Origin of the sequence: Actinomadura sp. NPDC000929, assembly GCF_040492065.1 — a bacterium.
Classification (GTDB): Bacteria; Actinomycetota; Actinomycetes; order Streptosporangiales; family Streptosporangiaceae; genus Spirillospora; species Spirillospora verrucosospora.
In genome coordinates, this window is the sequence record NZ_JBEUPA010000034.1 from 45,354 (window position 1) to 62,691 (window position 17,338).

Annotated in this window: 20 protein-coding genes; 6 read left to right on the forward strand and 14 right to left on the reverse strand. The window is 71.5% G+C overall.

Annotated elements, in window-relative coordinates:
- Positions 1 to 11: 11 nt before the first annotated feature.
- The gene (locus ABWI04_RS15395; protein WP_353832820.1) at positions 12 to 404 is read right to left on the reverse strand and encodes an OsmC family protein; all 393 of its coding nucleotides are present in this window, start codon (positions 402 to 404) and stop codon (positions 12 to 14) included.
- 61 nt (positions 405 to 465) lie between these two features.
- On the reverse strand, positions 466 to 2,601 hold the full coding sequence (locus ABWI04_RS15400; RefSeq protein WP_353832821.1) for a DEAD/DEAH box helicase: 2,136 nt from the start codon (positions 2,599 to 2,601) through the stop codon (positions 466 to 468).
- Between the two features lie 241 nt (positions 2,602 to 2,842).
- On the opposite strand from ABWI04_RS15400, the gene ABWI04_RS15405 reads away from it, so the two are divergent.
- The 3 genes from ABWI04_RS15405 to ABWI04_RS15415 all read left to right on the forward strand — a co-directional run bounded on the left by ABWI04_RS15405 (position 2,843) and on the right by ABWI04_RS15415 (position 5,170).
- Positions 2,843 to 3,031 carry a hypothetical protein gene (locus ABWI04_RS15405; protein ID WP_353832822.1) on the forward strand — a complete coding sequence of 63 codons (189 nt, stop codon included), beginning with the start codon at positions 2,843 to 2,845 and terminating at the stop codon, positions 3,029 to 3,031.
- A 180-nt stretch (positions 3,032 to 3,211) separates the two neighbouring features.
- Positions 3,212 to 4,405, forward strand: a complete 1,194-nt coding sequence (locus tag ABWI04_RS15410; protein ID WP_345174704.1) for a helix-turn-helix domain-containing protein — start codon at positions 3,212 to 3,214, stop codon at positions 4,403 to 4,405.
- Between the two features lie 81 nt (positions 4,406 to 4,486).
- Positions 4,487 to 5,170, forward strand: a complete 684-nt coding sequence (locus ABWI04_RS15415; RefSeq protein ID WP_353832823.1) for a hypothetical protein — start codon at positions 4,487 to 4,489, stop codon at positions 5,168 to 5,170.
- Between the two features lie 50 nt (positions 5,171 to 5,220).
- Here the strand turns inward: ABWI04_RS15415 and ABWI04_RS15420 are convergent, their stop codons facing one another.
- The 5 genes from ABWI04_RS15420 to ABWI04_RS15440 all read right to left on the reverse strand — a co-directional run bounded on the left by ABWI04_RS15420 (position 5,221) and on the right by ABWI04_RS15440 (position 7,696).
- Positions 5,221 to 6,102, reverse strand: a complete 882-nt coding sequence (locus ABWI04_RS15420) for a hypothetical protein (RefSeq protein WP_353832824.1) — start codon at positions 6,100 to 6,102, stop codon at positions 5,221 to 5,223.
- Complete coding sequence (locus ABWI04_RS15425) at positions 6,099 to 6,440, reverse strand: PadR family transcriptional regulator (protein ID WP_353832825.1); 342 nt, start codon at positions 6,438 to 6,440, stop codon at positions 6,099 to 6,101. Before ABWI04_RS15425 ends, ABWI04_RS15420 begins: the two co-directional genes overlap by 4 nt.
- Before the next feature lie 104 nt (positions 6,441 to 6,544).
- Positions 6,545 to 6,925 (reverse strand): VOC family protein, encoded by a 381-nt coding sequence (locus tag ABWI04_RS15430; protein ID WP_353832826.1) that lies wholly within the window; start codon positions 6,923 to 6,925, stop codon positions 6,545 to 6,547.
- On the reverse strand, positions 6,922 to 7,275 hold the full coding sequence (locus tag ABWI04_RS15435; RefSeq protein WP_353832827.1) for an ArsR/SmtB family transcription factor: 354 nt from the start codon (positions 7,273 to 7,275) through the stop codon (positions 6,922 to 6,924). The genes ABWI04_RS15430 and ABWI04_RS15435 overlap by 4 nt, the downstream gene beginning before the upstream one ends.
- Positions 7,262 to 7,696 (reverse strand): SRPBCC domain-containing protein, encoded by a 435-nt coding sequence (locus ABWI04_RS15440; protein WP_345174717.1) that lies wholly within the window; start codon positions 7,694 to 7,696, stop codon positions 7,262 to 7,264. Before ABWI04_RS15440 ends, ABWI04_RS15435 begins: the two co-directional genes overlap by 14 nt.
- Before the next feature lie 196 nt (positions 7,697 to 7,892).
- Between ABWI04_RS15440 and ABWI04_RS15445 the strand changes: the two genes are divergently transcribed.
- Positions 7,893 to 9,062, forward strand: a complete 1,170-nt coding sequence (locus ABWI04_RS15445) for a hypothetical protein (protein WP_353832828.1) — start codon at positions 7,893 to 7,895, stop codon at positions 9,060 to 9,062.
- A gap of 189 nt (positions 9,063 to 9,251) precedes the next feature.
- Here ABWI04_RS15445 and glnA read toward each other — a convergent pair whose 3' ends face one another.
- On the reverse strand, positions 9,252 to 10,676 hold the full coding sequence (gene glnA, locus ABWI04_RS15450; protein ID WP_345174721.1) for a type I glutamate--ammonia ligase: 1,425 nt from the start codon (positions 10,674 to 10,676) through the stop codon (positions 9,252 to 9,254).
- A gap of 154 nt (positions 10,677 to 10,830) precedes the next feature.
- On the opposite strand from glnA, the gene ABWI04_RS15455 reads away from it, so the two are divergent.
- Positions 10,831 to 11,307, forward strand: a complete 477-nt coding sequence (locus ABWI04_RS15455; protein ID WP_345174724.1) for an RDD family protein — start codon at positions 10,831 to 10,833, stop codon at positions 11,305 to 11,307.
- A 64-nt stretch (positions 11,308 to 11,371) separates the two neighbouring features.
- On the opposite strand, the gene ABWI04_RS15460 is transcribed toward ABWI04_RS15455, so the two are convergent.
- The gene (locus ABWI04_RS15460; RefSeq protein ID WP_345174726.1) at positions 11,372 to 12,067 is read right to left on the reverse strand and encodes a DUF4191 domain-containing protein; all 696 of its coding nucleotides are present in this window, start codon (positions 12,065 to 12,067) and stop codon (positions 11,372 to 11,374) included.
- Positions 12,068 to 12,113: 46 nt separating this feature from the next.
- On the reverse strand, positions 12,114 to 13,040 hold the full coding sequence (lipA, locus tag ABWI04_RS15465; protein ID WP_345174728.1) for a lipoyl synthase: 927 nt from the start codon (positions 13,038 to 13,040) through the stop codon (positions 12,114 to 12,116).
- A 205-nt stretch (positions 13,041 to 13,245) separates the two neighbouring features.
- Here lipA and ABWI04_RS15470 point away from each other — a divergent pair, with 205 nt between their 5' ends.
- Positions 13,246 to 13,746: a DUF1877 family protein gene (locus tag ABWI04_RS15470; protein ID WP_353832829.1), complete on the forward strand. Its 501-nt coding sequence runs from the start codon at positions 13,246 to 13,248 to the stop codon at positions 13,744 to 13,746.
- Here ABWI04_RS15470 and lipB read toward each other — a convergent pair.
- The 4 genes from lipB to sucB form a co-directional block, all read right to left on the reverse strand.
- Positions 13,728 to 14,441, reverse strand: coding sequence for a lipoyl(octanoyl) transferase LipB (gene lipB / locus ABWI04_RS15475; protein ID WP_345174733.1), 714 nt, complete (start codon positions 14,439 to 14,441; stop codon positions 13,728 to 13,730). The two genes, ABWI04_RS15470 and lipB, sit on opposite strands and share 19 nt — an antisense overlap.
- Positions 14,442 to 14,478: 37 nt before the next feature.
- Positions 14,479 to 15,216 carry a Type 1 glutamine amidotransferase-like domain-containing protein gene (locus ABWI04_RS15480; RefSeq protein WP_345174735.1) on the reverse strand — a complete coding sequence of 246 codons (738 nt, stop codon included), beginning with the start codon at positions 15,214 to 15,216 and terminating at the stop codon, positions 14,479 to 14,481.
- Between the two features lie 84 nt (positions 15,217 to 15,300).
- Positions 15,301 to 16,188, reverse strand: coding sequence for a TIGR01777 family oxidoreductase (locus tag ABWI04_RS15485; RefSeq protein ID WP_345174737.1), 888 nt, complete (start codon positions 16,186 to 16,188; stop codon positions 15,301 to 15,303).
- 127 nt (positions 16,189 to 16,315) lie between these two features.
- Positions 16,316 to 17,338, reverse strand: a 1,023-nt coding sequence (gene sucB / locus ABWI04_RS15490) for a 2-oxoglutarate dehydrogenase, E2 component, dihydrolipoamide succinyltransferase (RefSeq protein ID WP_353832830.1), incomplete at its 5' end; no start/stop codon positions are given.

Genomic DNA, 17,338 nt, shown 5'->3' on the forward strand with positions numbered 1-17,338 from the left:
GGGCGGACCCGCTACACCACCTGATCGACCTTCATCGGCTCCCGCAGCGCGTTGCCGACGGTGCAGTACTTCTCGTGGACGCGCGCGGCCACGGCCTTCAGGACGTCCTCGGCCTCGCCGTCCCCTTCGGGCAGCTCGACGTCGTAGGTGACTGTGATCGTGCCGAGCGTGCTCGTCGCGACCTTGTCGGCCTGGACGGTCGCGGCGAGCCGCGCCATCCGGTGCCCCCGCTTGGCCGTCAGCGGCTCGACGGTGACCAGCTCGCAGCCGCCGAGCGCCGCCAGCAGCAGCTCGACCGGCGTGAAGGCGCCCTCGGTGTCCCCGTCGCCGATCGCGACCGCCGCGCCACGGCCGTTGACGGCCCGGAAGCCGTCCTCGGTGCGCTCCACCCTGACGTCCGCCATGAAATCCCCTTAGTTCGGCTGGTCTCGCCCGCATGAACGCGGACGGCTCCCGCGTTCTTCCCTACGTCCCGAGCCTCTCCTGCTCCTGCGCCACGATCTGCCGGGCGAGGTCGCGCTCGGAGATGTCGACCGCGTCGGGCGTCTGCTCCGCCAGGTCGCTGCGCCGCGCGTACTCGTCGAAGAGCATGGTCTTGACGTGCAGGATCTCCAGCATCCGCTCGTCCACGCTGCGGGGCGTCAGCAGCCGGTGCACCTGGACGGTCCGCACCTGCCCCATCCGGTGCGCCCGCGCGATCGCCTGCGTCTCCATGGTCGGCTTCACCTGCGGCTCGCAGAGGATCACCACCGACGCCGCCTGGAGGTTCAGCCCGACCCCGCCGGCCTGGATCTGCGCGAGCAGCACGGCGTGCCCCGGCTCGGCGGTGAACGCGTCCACGATCTCCTGCCGCCGCGCCGCCGGCGTCTCGCCCGAGATCGGCCCGCGGCTCCGCGGGCCGAGCGCCTCCCCGACGGCGGCCAGCACGTCCCGGAAGTAGGAGAACACCACGACCTTCAGGTCGTTCTCGGCGGCCTCGTCCACCAGCTCCTTCAAGCGGTCGAGCTTCGCCGACCGCTTCGGCACGGCGTAGGCCGCCCGGCGCATCGCCATGAAGTTCCCCGCCGCCACGGCCTTGCGGTAGGCGGCCGCGTCCGCGCGGCTGAACTCCTCCAGCTCGTCGACGTGCACGACCTCGGGCAGCTCGACGAGCACGTCCCGCTGGTTGCGCCGCAGGTACACCGGCGCGACGGCCGACCGGAACGCCCGCGCCCCCATCGCCGCGTCGTGCGGGCGGACCCGCTCGGCCACGTCGGGCCGCAGGTGGGCGACGAGGCTGCGGAACTCCTCGACCCGGTTCTCCATCGGCGTCCCGGTGAGGAACAGCACGTGCTCGGTCCTGCGGCACCACTGCGCCACGGCGCGGGCGCGGCGCGTCTCGTGGTTCTTGGCGTAGTGGGCCTCGTCCACCACGAACATGCCGATCTCCACGTCCTCCGGGACGTTCAGGGAGTGCAGCGTGGCGAGCGTCGTCACGGCGATGCCGCCGTCGCCGGCCCACTTGCGCAGCGCCCCCGCGCGACCGGACCCGTGCAGCGGGTGGGCGGCGATCGCGCTGCGGGTCTCGATCTCCCGGACCCAGTTGATCAGCACGCTCGCCGGGCACGCCACCAGGAAGTGCGTCGCGCCCCGCGCCCGCAGATGCGCCATCGCGGCGATCGCCTGGACCGTCTTCCCGAGCCCCATCTCGTCGCCCAGGATCACCCGCTTCTGGACGAGCGCGAACCGCGCCCCGAACGCCTGGTACCCGCGCAGCGACACCCGGCGGAACTCGTCGTCGAGCGGCTGCGCCTTGACCCGCGCCGCGAGGTCGCCCGGCAGGAACCCCTCGGCGGCCTCCCGCTCCGGGTCCGACGCCGCGAGCTCGGCCAGGAGGGTCTGGTAGTCGGCCGCCCGCAGCTCGAAGTCGATCCACGCCTCGTCCGGCGACACGTGCGGGCGCAGCAGGTCCACCGACGCCTGGGACATCAGCAGCCGGGCGCCGCGCTCCTCCTCGGCGGCGAGCGCGTCCGCGAGCTCGCCGACCGCCTCCCGCGCCCGCTCGCGCCGCGCCGGCGGAGTGAGGAGCCTGCGCCACCACGACCCGGCGGGCCGCGCGTCCTGCACCAGCGGCCCGATGCGCTCGTCGACCTCCTCGGCGACCGCGCGTGCCCGCGGCAGCTCCGGCCCCGCGTTCACCAGCCGGTGCAGCGCGACGACCGCGGGCGTCATCGCCTCGTCGCGCCGGTCGACGTCGATCCGCACCGTGACCGAGCTCTCCGCCGCCTCCGCGAGGCTCCCGGCCGCCGCGTGGAGCTGCTGCGCCGTCTGGGGCCCGATCCCGGGCAGGAGCTGGAGCTTGTACGGGGTCGAGTCCAGCACGTCGACGACGCTGGTGAACCCGGCCTCCTCCAGGGGCCCGAGCCGGAGCCGCCCGTCGGTGACGTCCTTCAACCGGGCCAGCGGGATCGACGTCAGCTGCTCGCGGGCCGCCTCGGCCCGCAGCGGCGCCAGCGCCGCGTGCACGTCGGCCAGCGCCCGCCGATGGTCGGCGACCAGGTCCCGCGCGGCCTCCAGCAGCGAGTACCCGCCCCTCAGGACGTCCTTGGCCTCATGCGCCATCCCGACTCCCAACCCGCGCGCTCGGCCCACATGATGCCAGCCGCGCCCCGGTGCCCCGGCCGCCCCGGCGCAAGCCGACCTCTCACGACCCCCACCGTAGGCCGCCCCACCGACACCCCGGCCCGGTCACTCGGAAAGCAGGTTGCGGGCCACCCGCTTCACCGGATGGTCTCCGGCGACCCGGCTCAGCCGGGCTGTCATTGCATTTTCGGTCCCATTTCACCGAAGGAGTGCAACATAGATGAGTGACACGACTTCCGGGCAGACGCCCGAGGAGCAGCAGCCTGCCCAGACCCACAACCGGTCGACCGCGGCCGGCGAGCAGGCCTACCAGCGCGAGAAGATCGCGGAACTCGACGCGGCCGTCGCGAACGGTGAGGTGGATCCGAAGGACCTGCCTCAGCCGCCGCCGCCGCTGTCCTGGACCTGATCGGCTGACCAGCTGATCGCCTGAGCCACGAGAGGCGGCCCCCGGGCCGCCTCTCGTACACCTCGCGCCGCCCGTTCCGCCGCAGCGTGGGACGCGCGGCCTTGCCGCCTCTCAAGACACGCGAAGGCCCCGCGCCTAGCCTGGGAAGCCGCGAGGCTTCCGGGAGAAGGGCAGGGCCCAATGTCCGACGAAACTCTCGACACTGTCGGAACGCGCCTGGCCAGGGCACGCAAGAGACGCGGCCTGACGCAGACCGGGCTGGCGCAGCTGTCGGTCTACAGCCGCAGCCACATCGCCCAGGTGGAGACCGGGAAAAAGGTGGCAACACCGGCGTTCGTGTCGGCTGCGGCCGCCGCGCTCGGCGTCGACCCCTCCGAACTCTACGGGCAGCCCTACCGCGTCTACGGTCACGATTACGCCGTCCACTCCGTCATCCCTGAATTTCGCCGCACGCTCGCCTATGTTGACGTCGGTCCCGAGCTTGCCGGGCCGCCCCGTGCACTGGACGTGCTCGCGGCCGAGATCGCGACCTCGGGGAGGCAGATCCACAAGGCACAGCTGACCAAACTCGCGGGACGCCTACCCGCGGTGATCGAAGAACTCACCTACTGGGCGCACGAGACCGGGGACCCCCGGGCGTGGCTGTTACTGAGCCGCGGATTCGGCCACGCTGTCAGCCTCACACGCAGACTCGGTTACACCGGGGATGCGTTGGCGCTACTCGAACGCGGCTCAGAGGCGGCCCGCCGGTCCGGCGACCCGAACTTGCCTCACCTGGTCATGATGGCGCGTGCGCTCCTCATGATGAGCATGGACCAGTACCGGCCCGCTCTGACGCTGCTCGACCGGGCTGCGGCGGGTGTCCGGCAGGATCGGCCGGACGCGGGCGAGGTCGCGGGGGCGATCGAGTTGCGGTCCGCGATAGTGGCCGCACGCGCCGCTCGTGGTGGGAACGGCGCGCAGGCGTGGGAGTACTTCGGGCGCGCGGCCGAGCGTGTCAGGCGCGGCGGGTGCGGCGTGCCCGTTCACGGGCTGGAGTTCACGGCGGCGAACGTGGCGATCCACGGGGCGGCGGTCGCGGTCGAGCTCGGCGACATGGACGAGGCGGCCCGCCGGGACCAGCGCATCGGCGACGAGACGCTCGCGGGGCTGCCGCCGGAACGCCGCGCGCACCATGAGATCGACATGTCCCGCGTCATGACCGAGGTCGGCGACCTCGCCAGAGCCGAGAGGCGCATCGCGTTCGCGGACCGGATCGCCCCCCAGATGATCACGTTCCATCCGACCGCGCGGTCGGTGGTGTCCCATCTGGTCGACGCGCGCCGCACCCTCCCGGAGCCGTTGCGCCGGATCCACGCACGCATGACCACCTGATCCGCCGGGCCCTGTGCCGCAACCTCGCCACGGTTCCAACTTGGAACACTGCGCAAACGAGGCGGCTCCATTGTGTGACGCATGAGTCACTCAGAATCACCAGGCATCGAGGATCACGAGGGCCGCCTTGCCGCGTTACGAGCAGAGTTCCCCGGCTGGACGATCGAGTACAGCGACATGCCGTCCCTCCCTTACCGCGCGGTCCGGGAGGGCGGCGACGAGAAGTCGCTCGTCCTCGTCGCCGGTACCTGCGACGGGCTCTGGGGGCTGTTGTCCAAGGAGGACGAGGCCGACTGCGAGCGCGCCCTTCTGGCGCTGGGCGCGGCGCTTGAGGAACGCGGCGCCAAGGTCGTCCAGCACGGCGGCGGCCTTTTGACGAGGACGCGGACGGGGACCGCCCGGTCGGTCGGCGCCGGCAGGGGGCGGTTCATCTGGGACTCCGGCAACGACCTCGGCTCCTTCTCCGCCGTGGACGAGGTCGCCCTGAAGATCACGCGACTTCTGGGTCTGGAACTCCACCCGCAGCTGGCGACGCTCGCCCGGCGCATGGGCGTGCGCGGCTACAAGGTCGACATCGGCGCCCCCGAGGTCACCGTGACGACCACGGGCGGCGGCACGCCCCGCGCCGTGCGGATCACGTGCGAGCCCCGGCCGAAGGACGACGACCGCGACTGGTTCTGGACGCACTGGGGCGACCCGCTCGCCCAGGCCGACGACATCACCGGCGCGGAGGTCGCGCTCGTCGGACTGCTGGCTCGCGCATGATCCGGCGCTCACGCCCGGTCGACGGCGTGGCTCTGCGTTGCGCGGTTCGGCTATTGGGGATGGCGACGTTCGGGGATGGGCTGGGGTCGCCATGCCGTCGCGACCATGGCCAGCAGGAGCCCGGTGAGAGTCAACCAGTAGGCGGTGCCTTGCGGGTTCGACGGCGGGTGGGTCAGCGGGGAGGCCACGCCGGGCAGGACGTAGATGGCGGCCGCCAGTGCCCAGCGTGGGCTGCGGGCGATCGCGGTGGCCAGCATCCCGGCGAGCAGGAGGATGCCCTCCGTGCCCGCCCTGACCAGTTGCCAGGTCTCGCCGTATTCCCGGCTCCCGGGCATGTAGGTGAGCGCGAACGAGACCGCGGGAATCACCAGCCACCACAACGGCCGCGCGCGCAGACGCAGACGCCGCGGGCGGGCCCACCGACCGGCCGCGAGTGCTACGGCCCCGATCGCCAGGACGCCGTAGGGGGCCAGTGACACCCAGTTGTGGTTCGCCGGTCCGAGGATCTGTGACGGCGAGAAGGTGGCCTGAGTCCCCAGCAGCATGGCCCGGCCGGTCGAGAGCGCCACGGCCAGGGCGAGTGGTAGAGCCACCAGTGCCCAGCCGCGCAGCAACGCCCCTACCAGCGCTGCCGAGGCGACCAGCCACCAGGGGGACGAGTGGTCGGCGATGCCGTAGGCCAGATTCGCCAGCGCCAGCATCAGCAGGCCGAGTTGCAGCCCGTCGGCCCACCAGGGCGCGGCGGTGGTCGTGCGGGCACGCGCGACGAAGCCCGCAGCGAGGAGCCCGGCCGTCTCTCGCAGCGAGGGAGCGCGGCGTGAGGTGCCGGTCAGCAATGTGCCGATGATCTCAGCGCCGTACTCCCTGCGATGACCTCGCGGGAACGCTCGCAGGAACAGCCGATACCACCCTTCGGTGAATGCCGTGCTCATGCTCCGACGTCCCCCGGCATCAGGGAGGTGCGACCCGTGACGACGCGGGCGGCCTGCTCCAACCGCAGAGCCTCGCGGGTGACTGCCAGGCGCCCGTCTTCAGTCAGCCGGTAGTAGCGGCGCGGACGGCCCTGGACGGTTTCCTCGCGGTCGACGACGATCAGCCCGTCGCTCGCCAGCCGGTCCAGAGCCCCGTAGAGGGTGCCCACGGCCAGCCGGATCCGCCCGCCCGACTGCTCCTGCGCCCTCTTGATGATCCCGTATCCGTGCACGGGCCCGTCCAGCAGGGCGGCGAGCACGAAGTACGTGGGCTCGCTCATCGTGGTTCGTTTGACCATACGGGAGACGATATATCGGCTAACGAAGTATTGTCCACGAGTCGAGCCCAGGAAGAGGCGTTCATCGACTCATCGACGAACGTTGCCGGTCGGCGCGCACGAGATCACTGGTCCTCGTCGGCGAGGCGGACGATGTGCGGGATGCCGACCGGGTTGCTGATCCAGTGGGCGTCCATGCCGGCGGGGAACGGCTCAAGCTCGTCCTGGACGGCGACACCGTGCGCGGCCAGGTGCCTGGCGGCGCCGTCGACGTCATCGGTGAACAGCTCCAGCCACAGGTCGGCCCGCGCGTAGTTGTCGACGCGATCGAACCACAGCTTCACCGGGCCGAGCTGCACCGAGGCGCACTGGTCCACGACGCCTCCGCTGCTCTCGTCGGTGACCTCCATGCCCAGCACGTCGCGGTAGAAGGCGACGGTGCGGTCGAACTGTGCCTTGGGCAGCTTCATGGCGATGTTGTGGCCGCCGCGGAATGTCGGACTCATGCTTCGTTCCCCTCGTTGTGTTCGAGATGGTCGCGTAGTGCGCTCAGGCGGCCGTCCCAGTCGCGTGCCAGCGCGGCGAGGAAGGACTGGGCCACGGCCACCGGTCCGGTCTGCAGCCGGTAGCGGATCCGTCGCCGCTCCCCGGGCTCCGCCCGGACCAGTCCCGCATCGGCCAGCAGGTCGAGGTGCTTGGCGATCGCCTGGCGCGAGATGGGGAGCCGGGCGGCCAGGTCGGTCGCGGTCGCCGGGCCGCGCGCGGCGAGCTCGGCGAGGATGCCGCGCCGGGTCGGGTCGGCGAGCGCGCTGAAAACCGCCTGGGCGACGAGTTCGGGCTGGTCAGGGTGCGGCATCGAGGTATCCGGTCAGCTCGGCCAGCTCCATCCGCCACCCGTTGGTGTTGCTCTCGTAGGCGCCGGCCAGGTGGTCCGGCAGCTGGGCGAAGCCGCTCTCCACGACCGTCACCCGGGTGCCCGTGCCGGTCGGCTCCAACGTGAACTCCACGTAGGTGCGCCGCGGATCGTCCGCCGGCAGCCCTTCGATCGCCCACGTGAAGGCGAACCGGCGGGGCGGCTCGACGACCTGGATCCAGAGGGTGTGTTCGCCCTGGTCGTCCCACCGCACCCGGATCTCGCCACCGGGCCGCAGGTCGTCGACCTCCGCGTGGGAGCCGAACCAGCCGCCGAGCCCTTCGGCGGTGGTCAACGCCGCCCACACCCGCGCGGGCGGGTGGGCGAGTTCGAGCGTCCGCTCGATGCGATCCGGGACGGCCACGGCACCCCCTATAGCAACTGACTGGTTGCCATCGAAAGTATCACAACCAACTGGTTGCGATACGTTCGGACGCCCCAGGCGGGCTGATTGCGAAGCCACGGCGTAGCCGGACGGTTCCTAGAGCAACACCAGCCGGGTCCTCGGACCCCACAACTCAAAGGGACGTCTGACGTCCCCCAACTGTCGGGAGAAATCCATGACGATCATGCAGCAGTCCTCGCGAGTCGCCAGCGCAACCGGCAAGACGGTCATCTTCACTGCCTGGCTCAACGGGGTCCGCCCCGAGGCGATGCCGGCCGTGGCCCTTGCCGAGGCGCGTGACTGCTTCGGCTCTGACGCCGTGCTCAACGTCGTCAGCAGCAGGATCAACCCCCCTGGCCGCACCTCCCTGATCTCCGTCGCGGCGGTCCTGAGCGCCACGTCACCGCAGGCCGACGAGCACGTCGACTGTGCGACGAAGGTCCGTCTCACCGGAAACGCCATGGGGAACATGGAGCGTGGGGCGTTGGTACGGGCGCACGAGCTGTTCGGCCCTGACGCCGAGCTCCGTGTGGTGGCCAGCCGCGTGGAGCAGGCGCCCGAAGGCCCGGACGCGACGCACAACCCCTACCTCGGGGAGTTCGACATCGCGTCGTTCCCGCAGTCCGCTGCGGGGACGCGCAGGTGCGTGCTCACCCTCGTGGACGTGATCACGGGGAACAGCATCGGGGAGATGGAGCGCAGGGCGCGGCACGAAGGCCGTCAGTTCTTCGGTCCTGACGCCGAGCTCCGCGTCACGTTCAGGGACGTGTGCACGACGCCCGAACGCCTGGGCACCAAGGACCGCTTCTTCTCCATGTACGTGGAGGTCGAGGCGGTCCTCAGCGGACCCCCGCAGTTCGACGAGCAGCCGTGCACGACGTTCCGCGCGGGGGAGGTCTCCGGCAACAGCATGCGGCAGATGGAGCGGAGGGTGCTCCACAGGGCGCGCCAGTTCTTCGGTCCTGACGCCAAGTACCGCGTGGTGTTCAGGGACGGTGTCGACGGCGTGGAGAGCACGCCGTACTACATCGAGACCACGGACCGCTTCTACGCCCGTTCGGTGGACGTCGAGGTGATCCTGGGCAGTGCCGCGCAGGCCGACGAGCCCGCCGGCGACCACGTGCTGACCCTCCACGACACGATCTGGGGGAACAGCCAGAAGCAACTGGAGCGCGAGGCGCTTCGTGAGGCGCGTCGGCGCCTCACCTGGCGACTCGGCCGTGGCGCCACGCTCCAGGTCAGGTTCAGGGACGGGTTCTTCGGGGCCACGTCCGACAGGCAGGCCTCCACGGGCCGGTACTTCGCCGGGATCGTGGACGTCTACGCATCCAGGGGTGCCGCGTAAGCGGTGTCCCACGCTGAGGTGGCCCTTTCCGGATCTTCGGGAAGGGCCACTTCTTCGTGCGCGCGGGCCGCCGCCTGAGTGCCGCCCGCCGGAAAGGCCGTCGGCCGCGCCCTCCGCGATGGGAAGGACACGGCCGACGACCCGCAGACGGCCCGGCAGAGGAAAAAACCACTCTGGCCTGCGGTGCTCTTAAATGTCGTAGTAGAGCTCGAACTCGTGGGGGTGGGGGCGCAGGCGGATGGGGTCGATCTCGAACTCGTTCTTCATCGTGACGTAGGTCTCGATGAGGTCCGGGGTGAAGACGCCGCCTTCCAGCAGGTAGTCGTGGTCGGTCTCCAGGGCGGCGAGGACCTCGGGAAGGCTGCCGGGGACCTGCGGGATGGCGCGGGCCTCCTCGGGCGGCAGCTCGTAGAGGTCCTTGTCGACCGGCTCCGGGGGCTCGATCTTGTTCTTGATGCCGTCCAGGCCGGCCATCAGCATGGCGGAGAAGGCCAGGTAGGGGTTGCAGGCCGGGTCCGGCACGCGGAACTCGATGCGCTTGGCCTTCGGGTTCGAGCCGGTGATCGGGACGCGGATGCAGGCCGAGCGGTTGCGCTGGGAGTAGACCAGGTTGACCGGGGCCTCGTAGCCGGGGACGAGGCGGTGGTAGCTGTTCACCGTGGGGTTGCTGAACGCCAGCAGGGACGGCGCGTGCCTGAGGAGGCCGCCGATGTAGTAGCGGGCGTTGTCGGACAGGCCCGCGTAGCCGACCTCGTCGTAGAAGAGGGGCGAGCCGTCCTTCCAGAGGGACTGGTGGCAGTGCATGCCCGACCCATTGTCACCGAAGATCGGCTTCGGCATGAACGTGACGGTCTTGCCCGCGGCGCGCGCGACGTTCTTCACGATGTACTTGTAGAGCATGAGGTTGTCGGCCGTCTTCAGCAGCGTGTCGAAGCGGAAGTCGATCTCGGCCTGGCCGGCGGTGCCGACCTCGTGGTGCTGCATCTCGACGTGGATGCCCGACTCCAGGAGCTGGGCCACCATCTCCGAGCGCAGGTCGGTGTAGTGGTCCATCGGCGGGACGGGGAAGTAGCCGCCCTTGTACGGGGGCTTGGCGCCGAGGTTGCCGCCGGCCTCCTCGCGGCCGGTGTTCCAGGCGCCCTCGATCGAGTCGAGGTAGTAGTAGCCGGCGTTCTGCTTCGTCTCGAAGCGGACGTCGTCGAAGATGTAGAACTCGGCCTCGGGACCGAAGTAGCAGGTGTCGGCGATGCCGGTGCCGCGCAGGTAGTCCTGGGCCTTGCGCGCGATGTTGCGCGGGTCGCGGCTGTAGGGCTCGCCCGTCAGCGGGTCGTGCACGAAGAAGTTCAGGATCAGCGTCTTGTGCTGACGGAACGGGTCCACGACGGCGGTGCTCGGGTCCGGCAGCAGGAGCATGTCGGACTCGTGGATCTCCTGGAAGCCGCGGACCGACGACCCGTCGAACATCAGCCCGTCGGTGAAGACGTTCTCGCCGAAGCTCTCGACGGGGAAGGTGAAGTGCTGCATCTTGCCCGGCAGGTCCACGAACCGGCAGTCGACGAATCGAACACCTTCGTTCCTGATGTAGCTCAGGACCTCTTCGGCGCTGCTGAACATCCAGCCTCCTCAGGGCGGTTCTCGGCTTCCCCGACGGTATGTCCGCGCCGTTTCCCGACCATGTCTCGTATGTTTCCGCTGTGTTACGGGTCACATCGGGCCTCCCCATGGGAGCCGCGTCCGAACCTCCGGAAGGACGGGATAGCGTGGGGGCATGAGCGGTGGTAAGGCGGCCGGGCCGCGGTGGACGCAGACGTGGCTCGGCGGGGCGCGCTCGGCCGGGGTCGATCTCGGCGAGCCCGGGAAGCGGATCGGCCTGCCCGAGAGCGGCAGCGGCTCCGTCGCGCCCTACGGCCGCCGGCTCCTCGCCCTGTTCGTCGACTGGGGCCTGTCGATGCTGGTCGCGAGCCTGCTCGCACGCTCGTTCGGGTGGGACCCCGCCGAGCGCAGCACCTGGACGCTGCTCATCTTCGGCCTGCAGGCGTGGGTGCTCACCGCGTTCCTCGGCACGACGATCGGCAAGCGGCTGTGCGGCATCCGGGTGGCCCGGCTGGACGGGCGCCCCGTCGGCCTCGGCTGGGCCCTCGCGAGGACGCTGCTGCTGCTCCTGGTCCTCCCCGCGCTGATCTGGGACCGCGACTACCGCGGCATGCACGACCGGGCGAGCAACACGGTCGTCGTCTCCAACTAGCCCGGCGCCGGCGCACCGCCGGGAACGAGAAAGCGCCCCCGAAGGGGCGCTTTTCTTTTGGGCGTCAGCGCAGTTTGGGCTTCGGGCCCTTCGGCATCTTCGCGCCCCTGGGCATCGGGCCCTTCGGCATCTGCATCGAACGGGGGAGTGCCTGGAGCCGGTCGTTCAGCTCGGCGACCTGCCCCTTGGTGAGGTTGCGGGGCAGCTTCATCAGGTGCCGCTGGAGCTTGTCGACCGGGATCTGGCCCTCGTCGTCGCCGACCTGCACGTCGTAGATCGGCACCTGCTGGGCCGCGCGGGAGATGCGCTTCTTCTCCGCGCCGAGGAGCGGGCCGACGCGGCTGCGCGGGCCCTCCGAGACGAGCACCACGCCGGCGCGCCCCACCGCGCGGTGCACCATGTCGAGGTTGCGGTTGCCGCTGACCGCCTCGGTCACCGACCAGTTGCCCCGCATGTTCTTCAGGATCGCGGCGGCGGCGCCGGGCTGACCGGCGATCACCTTGTACTGCGCGCGCTGCGCCAGCTGCCCGAAGACGATCATGCCGGTGGCGAACGCGGCGAGGACGCCCAGCGGGATGAAGAACCACAGCTGGCCGATGAGCAGCCCGATGAGGATGACGACGACCAGCGCCCCGATCGCGGAGGCGAACACGATCGGCAGGGCCTTCGGGTCGGCCTGGCGGAGCACCTGGGCGACCATGCGGATCTGCTTGAGGCGCCCTGGACTCTCCTGGGCCCCGTCCGTGGGCTTTTTCGACATGCGTCCCAGGATAGTCCGGTCGGACGGCCGTCCCGACAGCCGGTCGTCAGCCGCGCGCGGAGACGGCCTGCTTGTAGAGGCGGCCGGCGCGGTAGCTGGAGCGCACCAGCGGCCCGGACATCACGCCCGCGAAGCCGATCTCCTCGGCCTCGGCCGCCAGCTCGACGAACTCCTCGGGCTTGACCCAGCGCTCCACCGGGTGGTGGCGGGGGCTCGGCCGCAGGTACTGGGTGATCGTGATGAGCTCGCAGCCGGCCTCGTGCAGGTCGCGCAGCGCCTGCGAGACCTCCTCGCGGGTCTCGCCCATGCCGAGGATCAGGTTCGACTTGGTGACCAGGCCGTCCTCGCGCGCCCGGGTGATGACCTCCAGGGAGCGCTCGTAGCGGAACCCGGGACGGATCCGCTTGAAGATCCGCGGAACGGTCTCCACGTTGTGCGCGAGCACCTCGGGCCGGGACGAGAACACCTCGGCGAGCTGCTCGGGGACGGCGTTGAAGTCGGGGATCAGCAGCTCGACGCCGCAGCCGGGGACCGCCGCGTGGATCCGCCGGACGGTCTCGGCGTACAGCCAGGCGCCGCCGTCCTCCAGGTCGTCGCGGGCGACGCCGGTGACGGTCGCGTACTTCAGCCCCATCGTGGCGACGGACTCGGCGACGCGGCGCGGCTCGTCACGGTCCAGCGCGGCGGGCTTGCCGGTGTCGATCTGGCAGAAGTCGCAGCGCCGGGTGCACTGGTCGCCGCCGATGAGGAACGTGGCCTCGCGGTCCTCCCAGCATTCGAAGATGTTGGGGCAGCCGGCCTCCTGGCACACCGTGTGCAGGCCCTCGGACTTCACCAGGCCGGTGAGCTCGCGGTACTGCGGGCCCATCTTCATCCGGGTCTTGATCCACTCGGGCTTGCGCTCGATCGGGGTCTGGCTGTTGCGCGCCTCGACGCGCAGGAGCTTGCGTCCCTCAGGTGTCACCGTCGTCACGGGTCCCAGGGTACGTCGCGATCAGCGGTACCGGCACACCGGCGGCACGCCGGAGGGAGCAGCATCGAAGCCGTATCGGACCGATCTCGAACGTATGACGGTACTCCGCCGGTGCAGCCGATTCGCGTGTTTCGGCCATCTCCGCCAATGGATCTCTCTAGGGTGACTCCCTGTCGTCACGCAACAGCTCAGCAGGAGGACCACCGTGGGTCTGGCAATGTCGTACCTCAGGGTGCCGCCCGTGCTGGAGGGAGAGCCCGACCCCGGCCGGATCGCGCGCCACGTCTTCGGCGACGCGAACTGGCGGCGGCGCGGCTCGGCCGTGCTGTTCGAGCTCGGCTGGGCGTGGCAGGCGATGCACTACCTCGTCACCGGCGACCCGTGGGAGGGCCGCCAGCCCGAGGCCGACGTCGTGTGCGGCGGCCGGCTGCTCACCGAGGACGGCGCCGACGAGCTCGGCATGGACGTGATCTATCTCGCCCCCGAGCGGGTCAAGCCCGCCGCCGACCACCTGGCCGCGACGCCGTTCGCCGCGATCGCGGGACGCTTCGACCCGCCCGCGATGGTCCGGGCGGGCGTCCAGGACGCCGGGCGGCTGGACGACGCGGCCCGCGAGCGGGTCTTCCAGCCCGCCTACGCGGGGCTGGGCGAGTTCTTCCGGCTCGCCGCGACCGAGGGCCAGGCCGTCTACAAGGTGATGGCCTGACCGAGGATCCCGAGCTGCGCCGTGGTGCGGTGGAACGTCTCCGCCGCGCCCAGCGCCCCGGCCAGGTGCCGTTCGACCAGCGGGACGACCTCGGCGACCGTCACCTGCCGGCCCAGCTCGCGGCTGAGGTTGGTCGACCCGACGTCGCGGATCCCGCAGGCGACGATCTTGTCGAACCAGCCCATGTCGTTGTCGCAGTTGAGCATGAAGCCGTGCATCGCGACGCCGCGCGCCACCCGGATCCCGATCGAGCCGATCTTGCGGTCGGGGGTCCCGCGGACCCACAGCCCGCTGCGCCCCTCCACCGTCTCCGTCTCCAGCCCGAGGTCGGCGCAGACGTCCATCATCATCCGCTCCAGGAGCCGCACGTAGCCGACGACGTCCACCGGGTCGGGCAGCCGGACGATCGGGTAGCCGGTGAGCTGCCCCGGACCGTGCCAGGTGATCTTCCCGCCGCGGTCGACGTCGACGACCGGGGCGCCGGGGTCGCCGAACGGCCGGTCGAGCGCCTCCGTCCGCTTGCCCGCCGTGTAGACGGGCCGGTGCTCCAGCAGCAGGACGGTGTCGGGGATCGCGTCGTCCACCCGCAGCGCGTGGGTGCGCTTCTGCAGCTCCCACCCGTCCTCGTAGGGGACGGCCGCCTCGCCGAACCCCGCGTGCACGACCACCAGCTCGCGTACGTCCACATCGCTCACACGGGCCAGCTTATGCCGTGATCGCCCGGACCGCTCCTCAGAAGGCGGCGAGCAGCCGGGGCTCCAGCCGGTACTCCTTGGCCGTGCCCGGGCCGTCAGGCTCGATCCTGTAGGCGCCCGCCTCCCGGCGGTAGGAGACGGCCTGCACGAACTCGGTGCCGACGTAGTGCAGGCCGACCGCCTCGTCGGCCGCGTACCCGCCCGGCAGGGTCCCCTCGCCGACGAGCTGCTGGAGCAGCGGCCGCCGCTGCGGGTCGCTGTCGTAGTGGACGCCGCACGAGTACGGCAGGAAGCCGAGGCCGTCGGTGAGGGGGCGCAGCTGCGGCCCGAACGAGTCGGTGTTGCCGCCGGCGTGCCAGCACAGCGCGCCCGCGCTCTGCCCGGACAGCACGACGCCCTCCTGCCACGCCTCGCGCATGATCTCGTCGAGGCCGTGCAGCCGCCACAGCGCCAGCAGGTTCGCGACGCTGCCGCCCGACACGTACAGCAGGTCCTGGGCGAGCAGGTGCGCCCGGACGTCCGCGACGTTCGGCATCGGGAACAGCGCGAGATGGCTGACCTCGGCGTCCATCGAGGAGAACGCGGCGTAGGAGCGCGCGATGTACTCGGCGCCGTCGCCGACGGCCGTCGTCAGGAAGCACACCCGGGGGCGGTCCTGGCCGGTCAGGTCGAACGCGTAGCGCAGCAGCGGGCTCGGGGCCAGGCCCTCCCGGCCGTCGGGCACGAAGGTGCCCCCGCCGATCGCGAGGATGTGCGGCTGTCCGTCGGTGCTCATGCATCCCCCTCGTAGGCCGTCCGTCTGATTGTCACCGTATGACTACCGAACGGGATCGGGCGGGACTTTGACGATTCTTGGGACTCACAGGACGGCGGCGACCGCCGCGTCGACGTCCTCGTGCGCGAACCGGAAACCGGCCTCCAGCAGCCGGCGCGGCAGGACCCGCTGGCTGACCAGCGGCCCCTCGTCGGCGAAGCCGCCGAGGGCGGCGCGCAGCGCGAACTTCGGGACCGGCAGCCGCGCCGGCCGGTGCAGGGCGCGGCCGACCGCCTTGGTGTAGGCGTCGTTGGTGACCGGGTTCGGGGCGGTGAGGTTGACCGGTCCGGCGATCTCGGTGTCGATGAGGAACCGCAGCGCCGCGACCTCGTCGGGGAGGGAGATCCAGCTCGTCCACTGCCGGCCGTCGCCGAGGTCGCCGCCGAGGCCGAACCTGAACAGCGGGAGGGTGCGCCCGAGGACGCCGCCCTCGCGGGCCAGCACGACGCCCGTCCGCGGGTGGACGACCCGGACCCCGGCCTCGCGCGCGGGCGCGGCCGCGGCCTCCCAGTCGCGGACGACGTCGGCGAGGAAGCCCTCTCCGGCGGGGGAGTCCTCGTCGGCCTCGCGGTCGCCGGTGTCGCCGTAGTAGCCGATCGCCGACCCGCAGACGAGCACGCGGGGCCGGGGCGAGGCCGCCGCGATCGCCTCGGCGAGCGTGCGGGTGCCGACCAGGCGGCTGTCGCGGATCTTCTGCTTGTACGCCTTCGTCCACGGCCGGTCGCCGACCCCGGCGCCCGCCAGGTGCACGACGGCGTCGGCGCCCTCCAGCGACTCCTTGTCGACGCAGCCGTCGGCCGGCGACCAGCGCGCCTCGTCGGGGCGGGACGGCTCCCGGCGCACCAGCCGGACGACGTCGTGGCCGTCCTCGCGAAGCGACTGCACCAGCGCCGAGCCGATGAGGCCCGACGAGCCCGTGACGGTGACCCTCATACCCCCAGCGTAGAGGGACGGCGCCGCCGGACGCCGACACTCCCGGGCGGGTCCCGCGTTTCCCCGGACGCGCCGGACCCCGCCGGCGCTGCGGGCGCGGCGGGGTCCGGTGGACGTGCGGGAGGGGTCAGAGGCCGAGGTCGGCCTCGAAGTTGCCCTCCTCCAGGCGGTGCTTGACCGTGGCGAGGAAGCGGGCCGCGTCCGCGCCGTCGATCAGGCGGTGGTCGTAGGTCAGCGCCAGGTAGACCATCGACCGGACCGCGATGACCTCGCCCAGCTCCGGGTCGTCGATGACGGCCGGGCGCTTGACGACGGCGCCGGTGCCGAGCATGGCGACCTGCGGCTGGTTGAGGATCGGCGTGTCGAACAGGGCGCCGCGGCTGCCGGTGTTGGTCAGCGTGAACGTGCCGCCGGCCAGCTCGTCCGGGCTCACCTTGTTGGTGCGGGTGCGCTCGGCGATGTCGGCGATCCGCTGCGCGAGGCCGCCGAGGTTGAGCTGGCCCGCGTTGTGCACGACCGGGACCATCAGGCCGCGCTCGGGCACGTCGACGGCGATGGAGAGGTTCTCCACCTCGTGGTAGGTGACCTCGTTGGTCTCGCCGTTGATGACCGCGTTCAGCTTCGGGTGGGCCTTGAGGGCCTCGACCGTCGCCAGCGCGAAGAACGGCATGAACGACAGCTTGACGCCCTCGCGGGCCTGGAAGTCGGCCTTGGCCTGCTCCCGCAGCCGCGCGATCTTGGTGATGTCCACCTCGACCACGGTGGTGAGCTGCGCGGACACCTGCAGCGACTCGACCATGCGGCGGGCGATCGTCTGCCGCATCCGCGACATCTTCTCGGTCCGGCCGCGCAGCGCCATCTGCTCGGCGGGGGCGCCGGCGGGCGCCGGGGCGGCGTGCCGTCCGGCGGGCGCCTGGGCCGGGGCGGGCGCGGGCGCGGCGGGGGCGGCGGGCGCGGCCTTCTGCTGGGCGGCCTGCTGCGCGGCGCGGGCCGCCTCCAGGACGTCCTGCTTGCGGATGCGGCCGCCGACGCCGGTGCCCTTGACCGTGCCGAGGTCGACGCCGTGCTCGGCCGCGAGCTTGCGGACCAGCGGCGTGACGTACGGGCCGTCGCCCGGCTCCGCCTGCTGCTGGGCGGGCTGGGCCGCCGG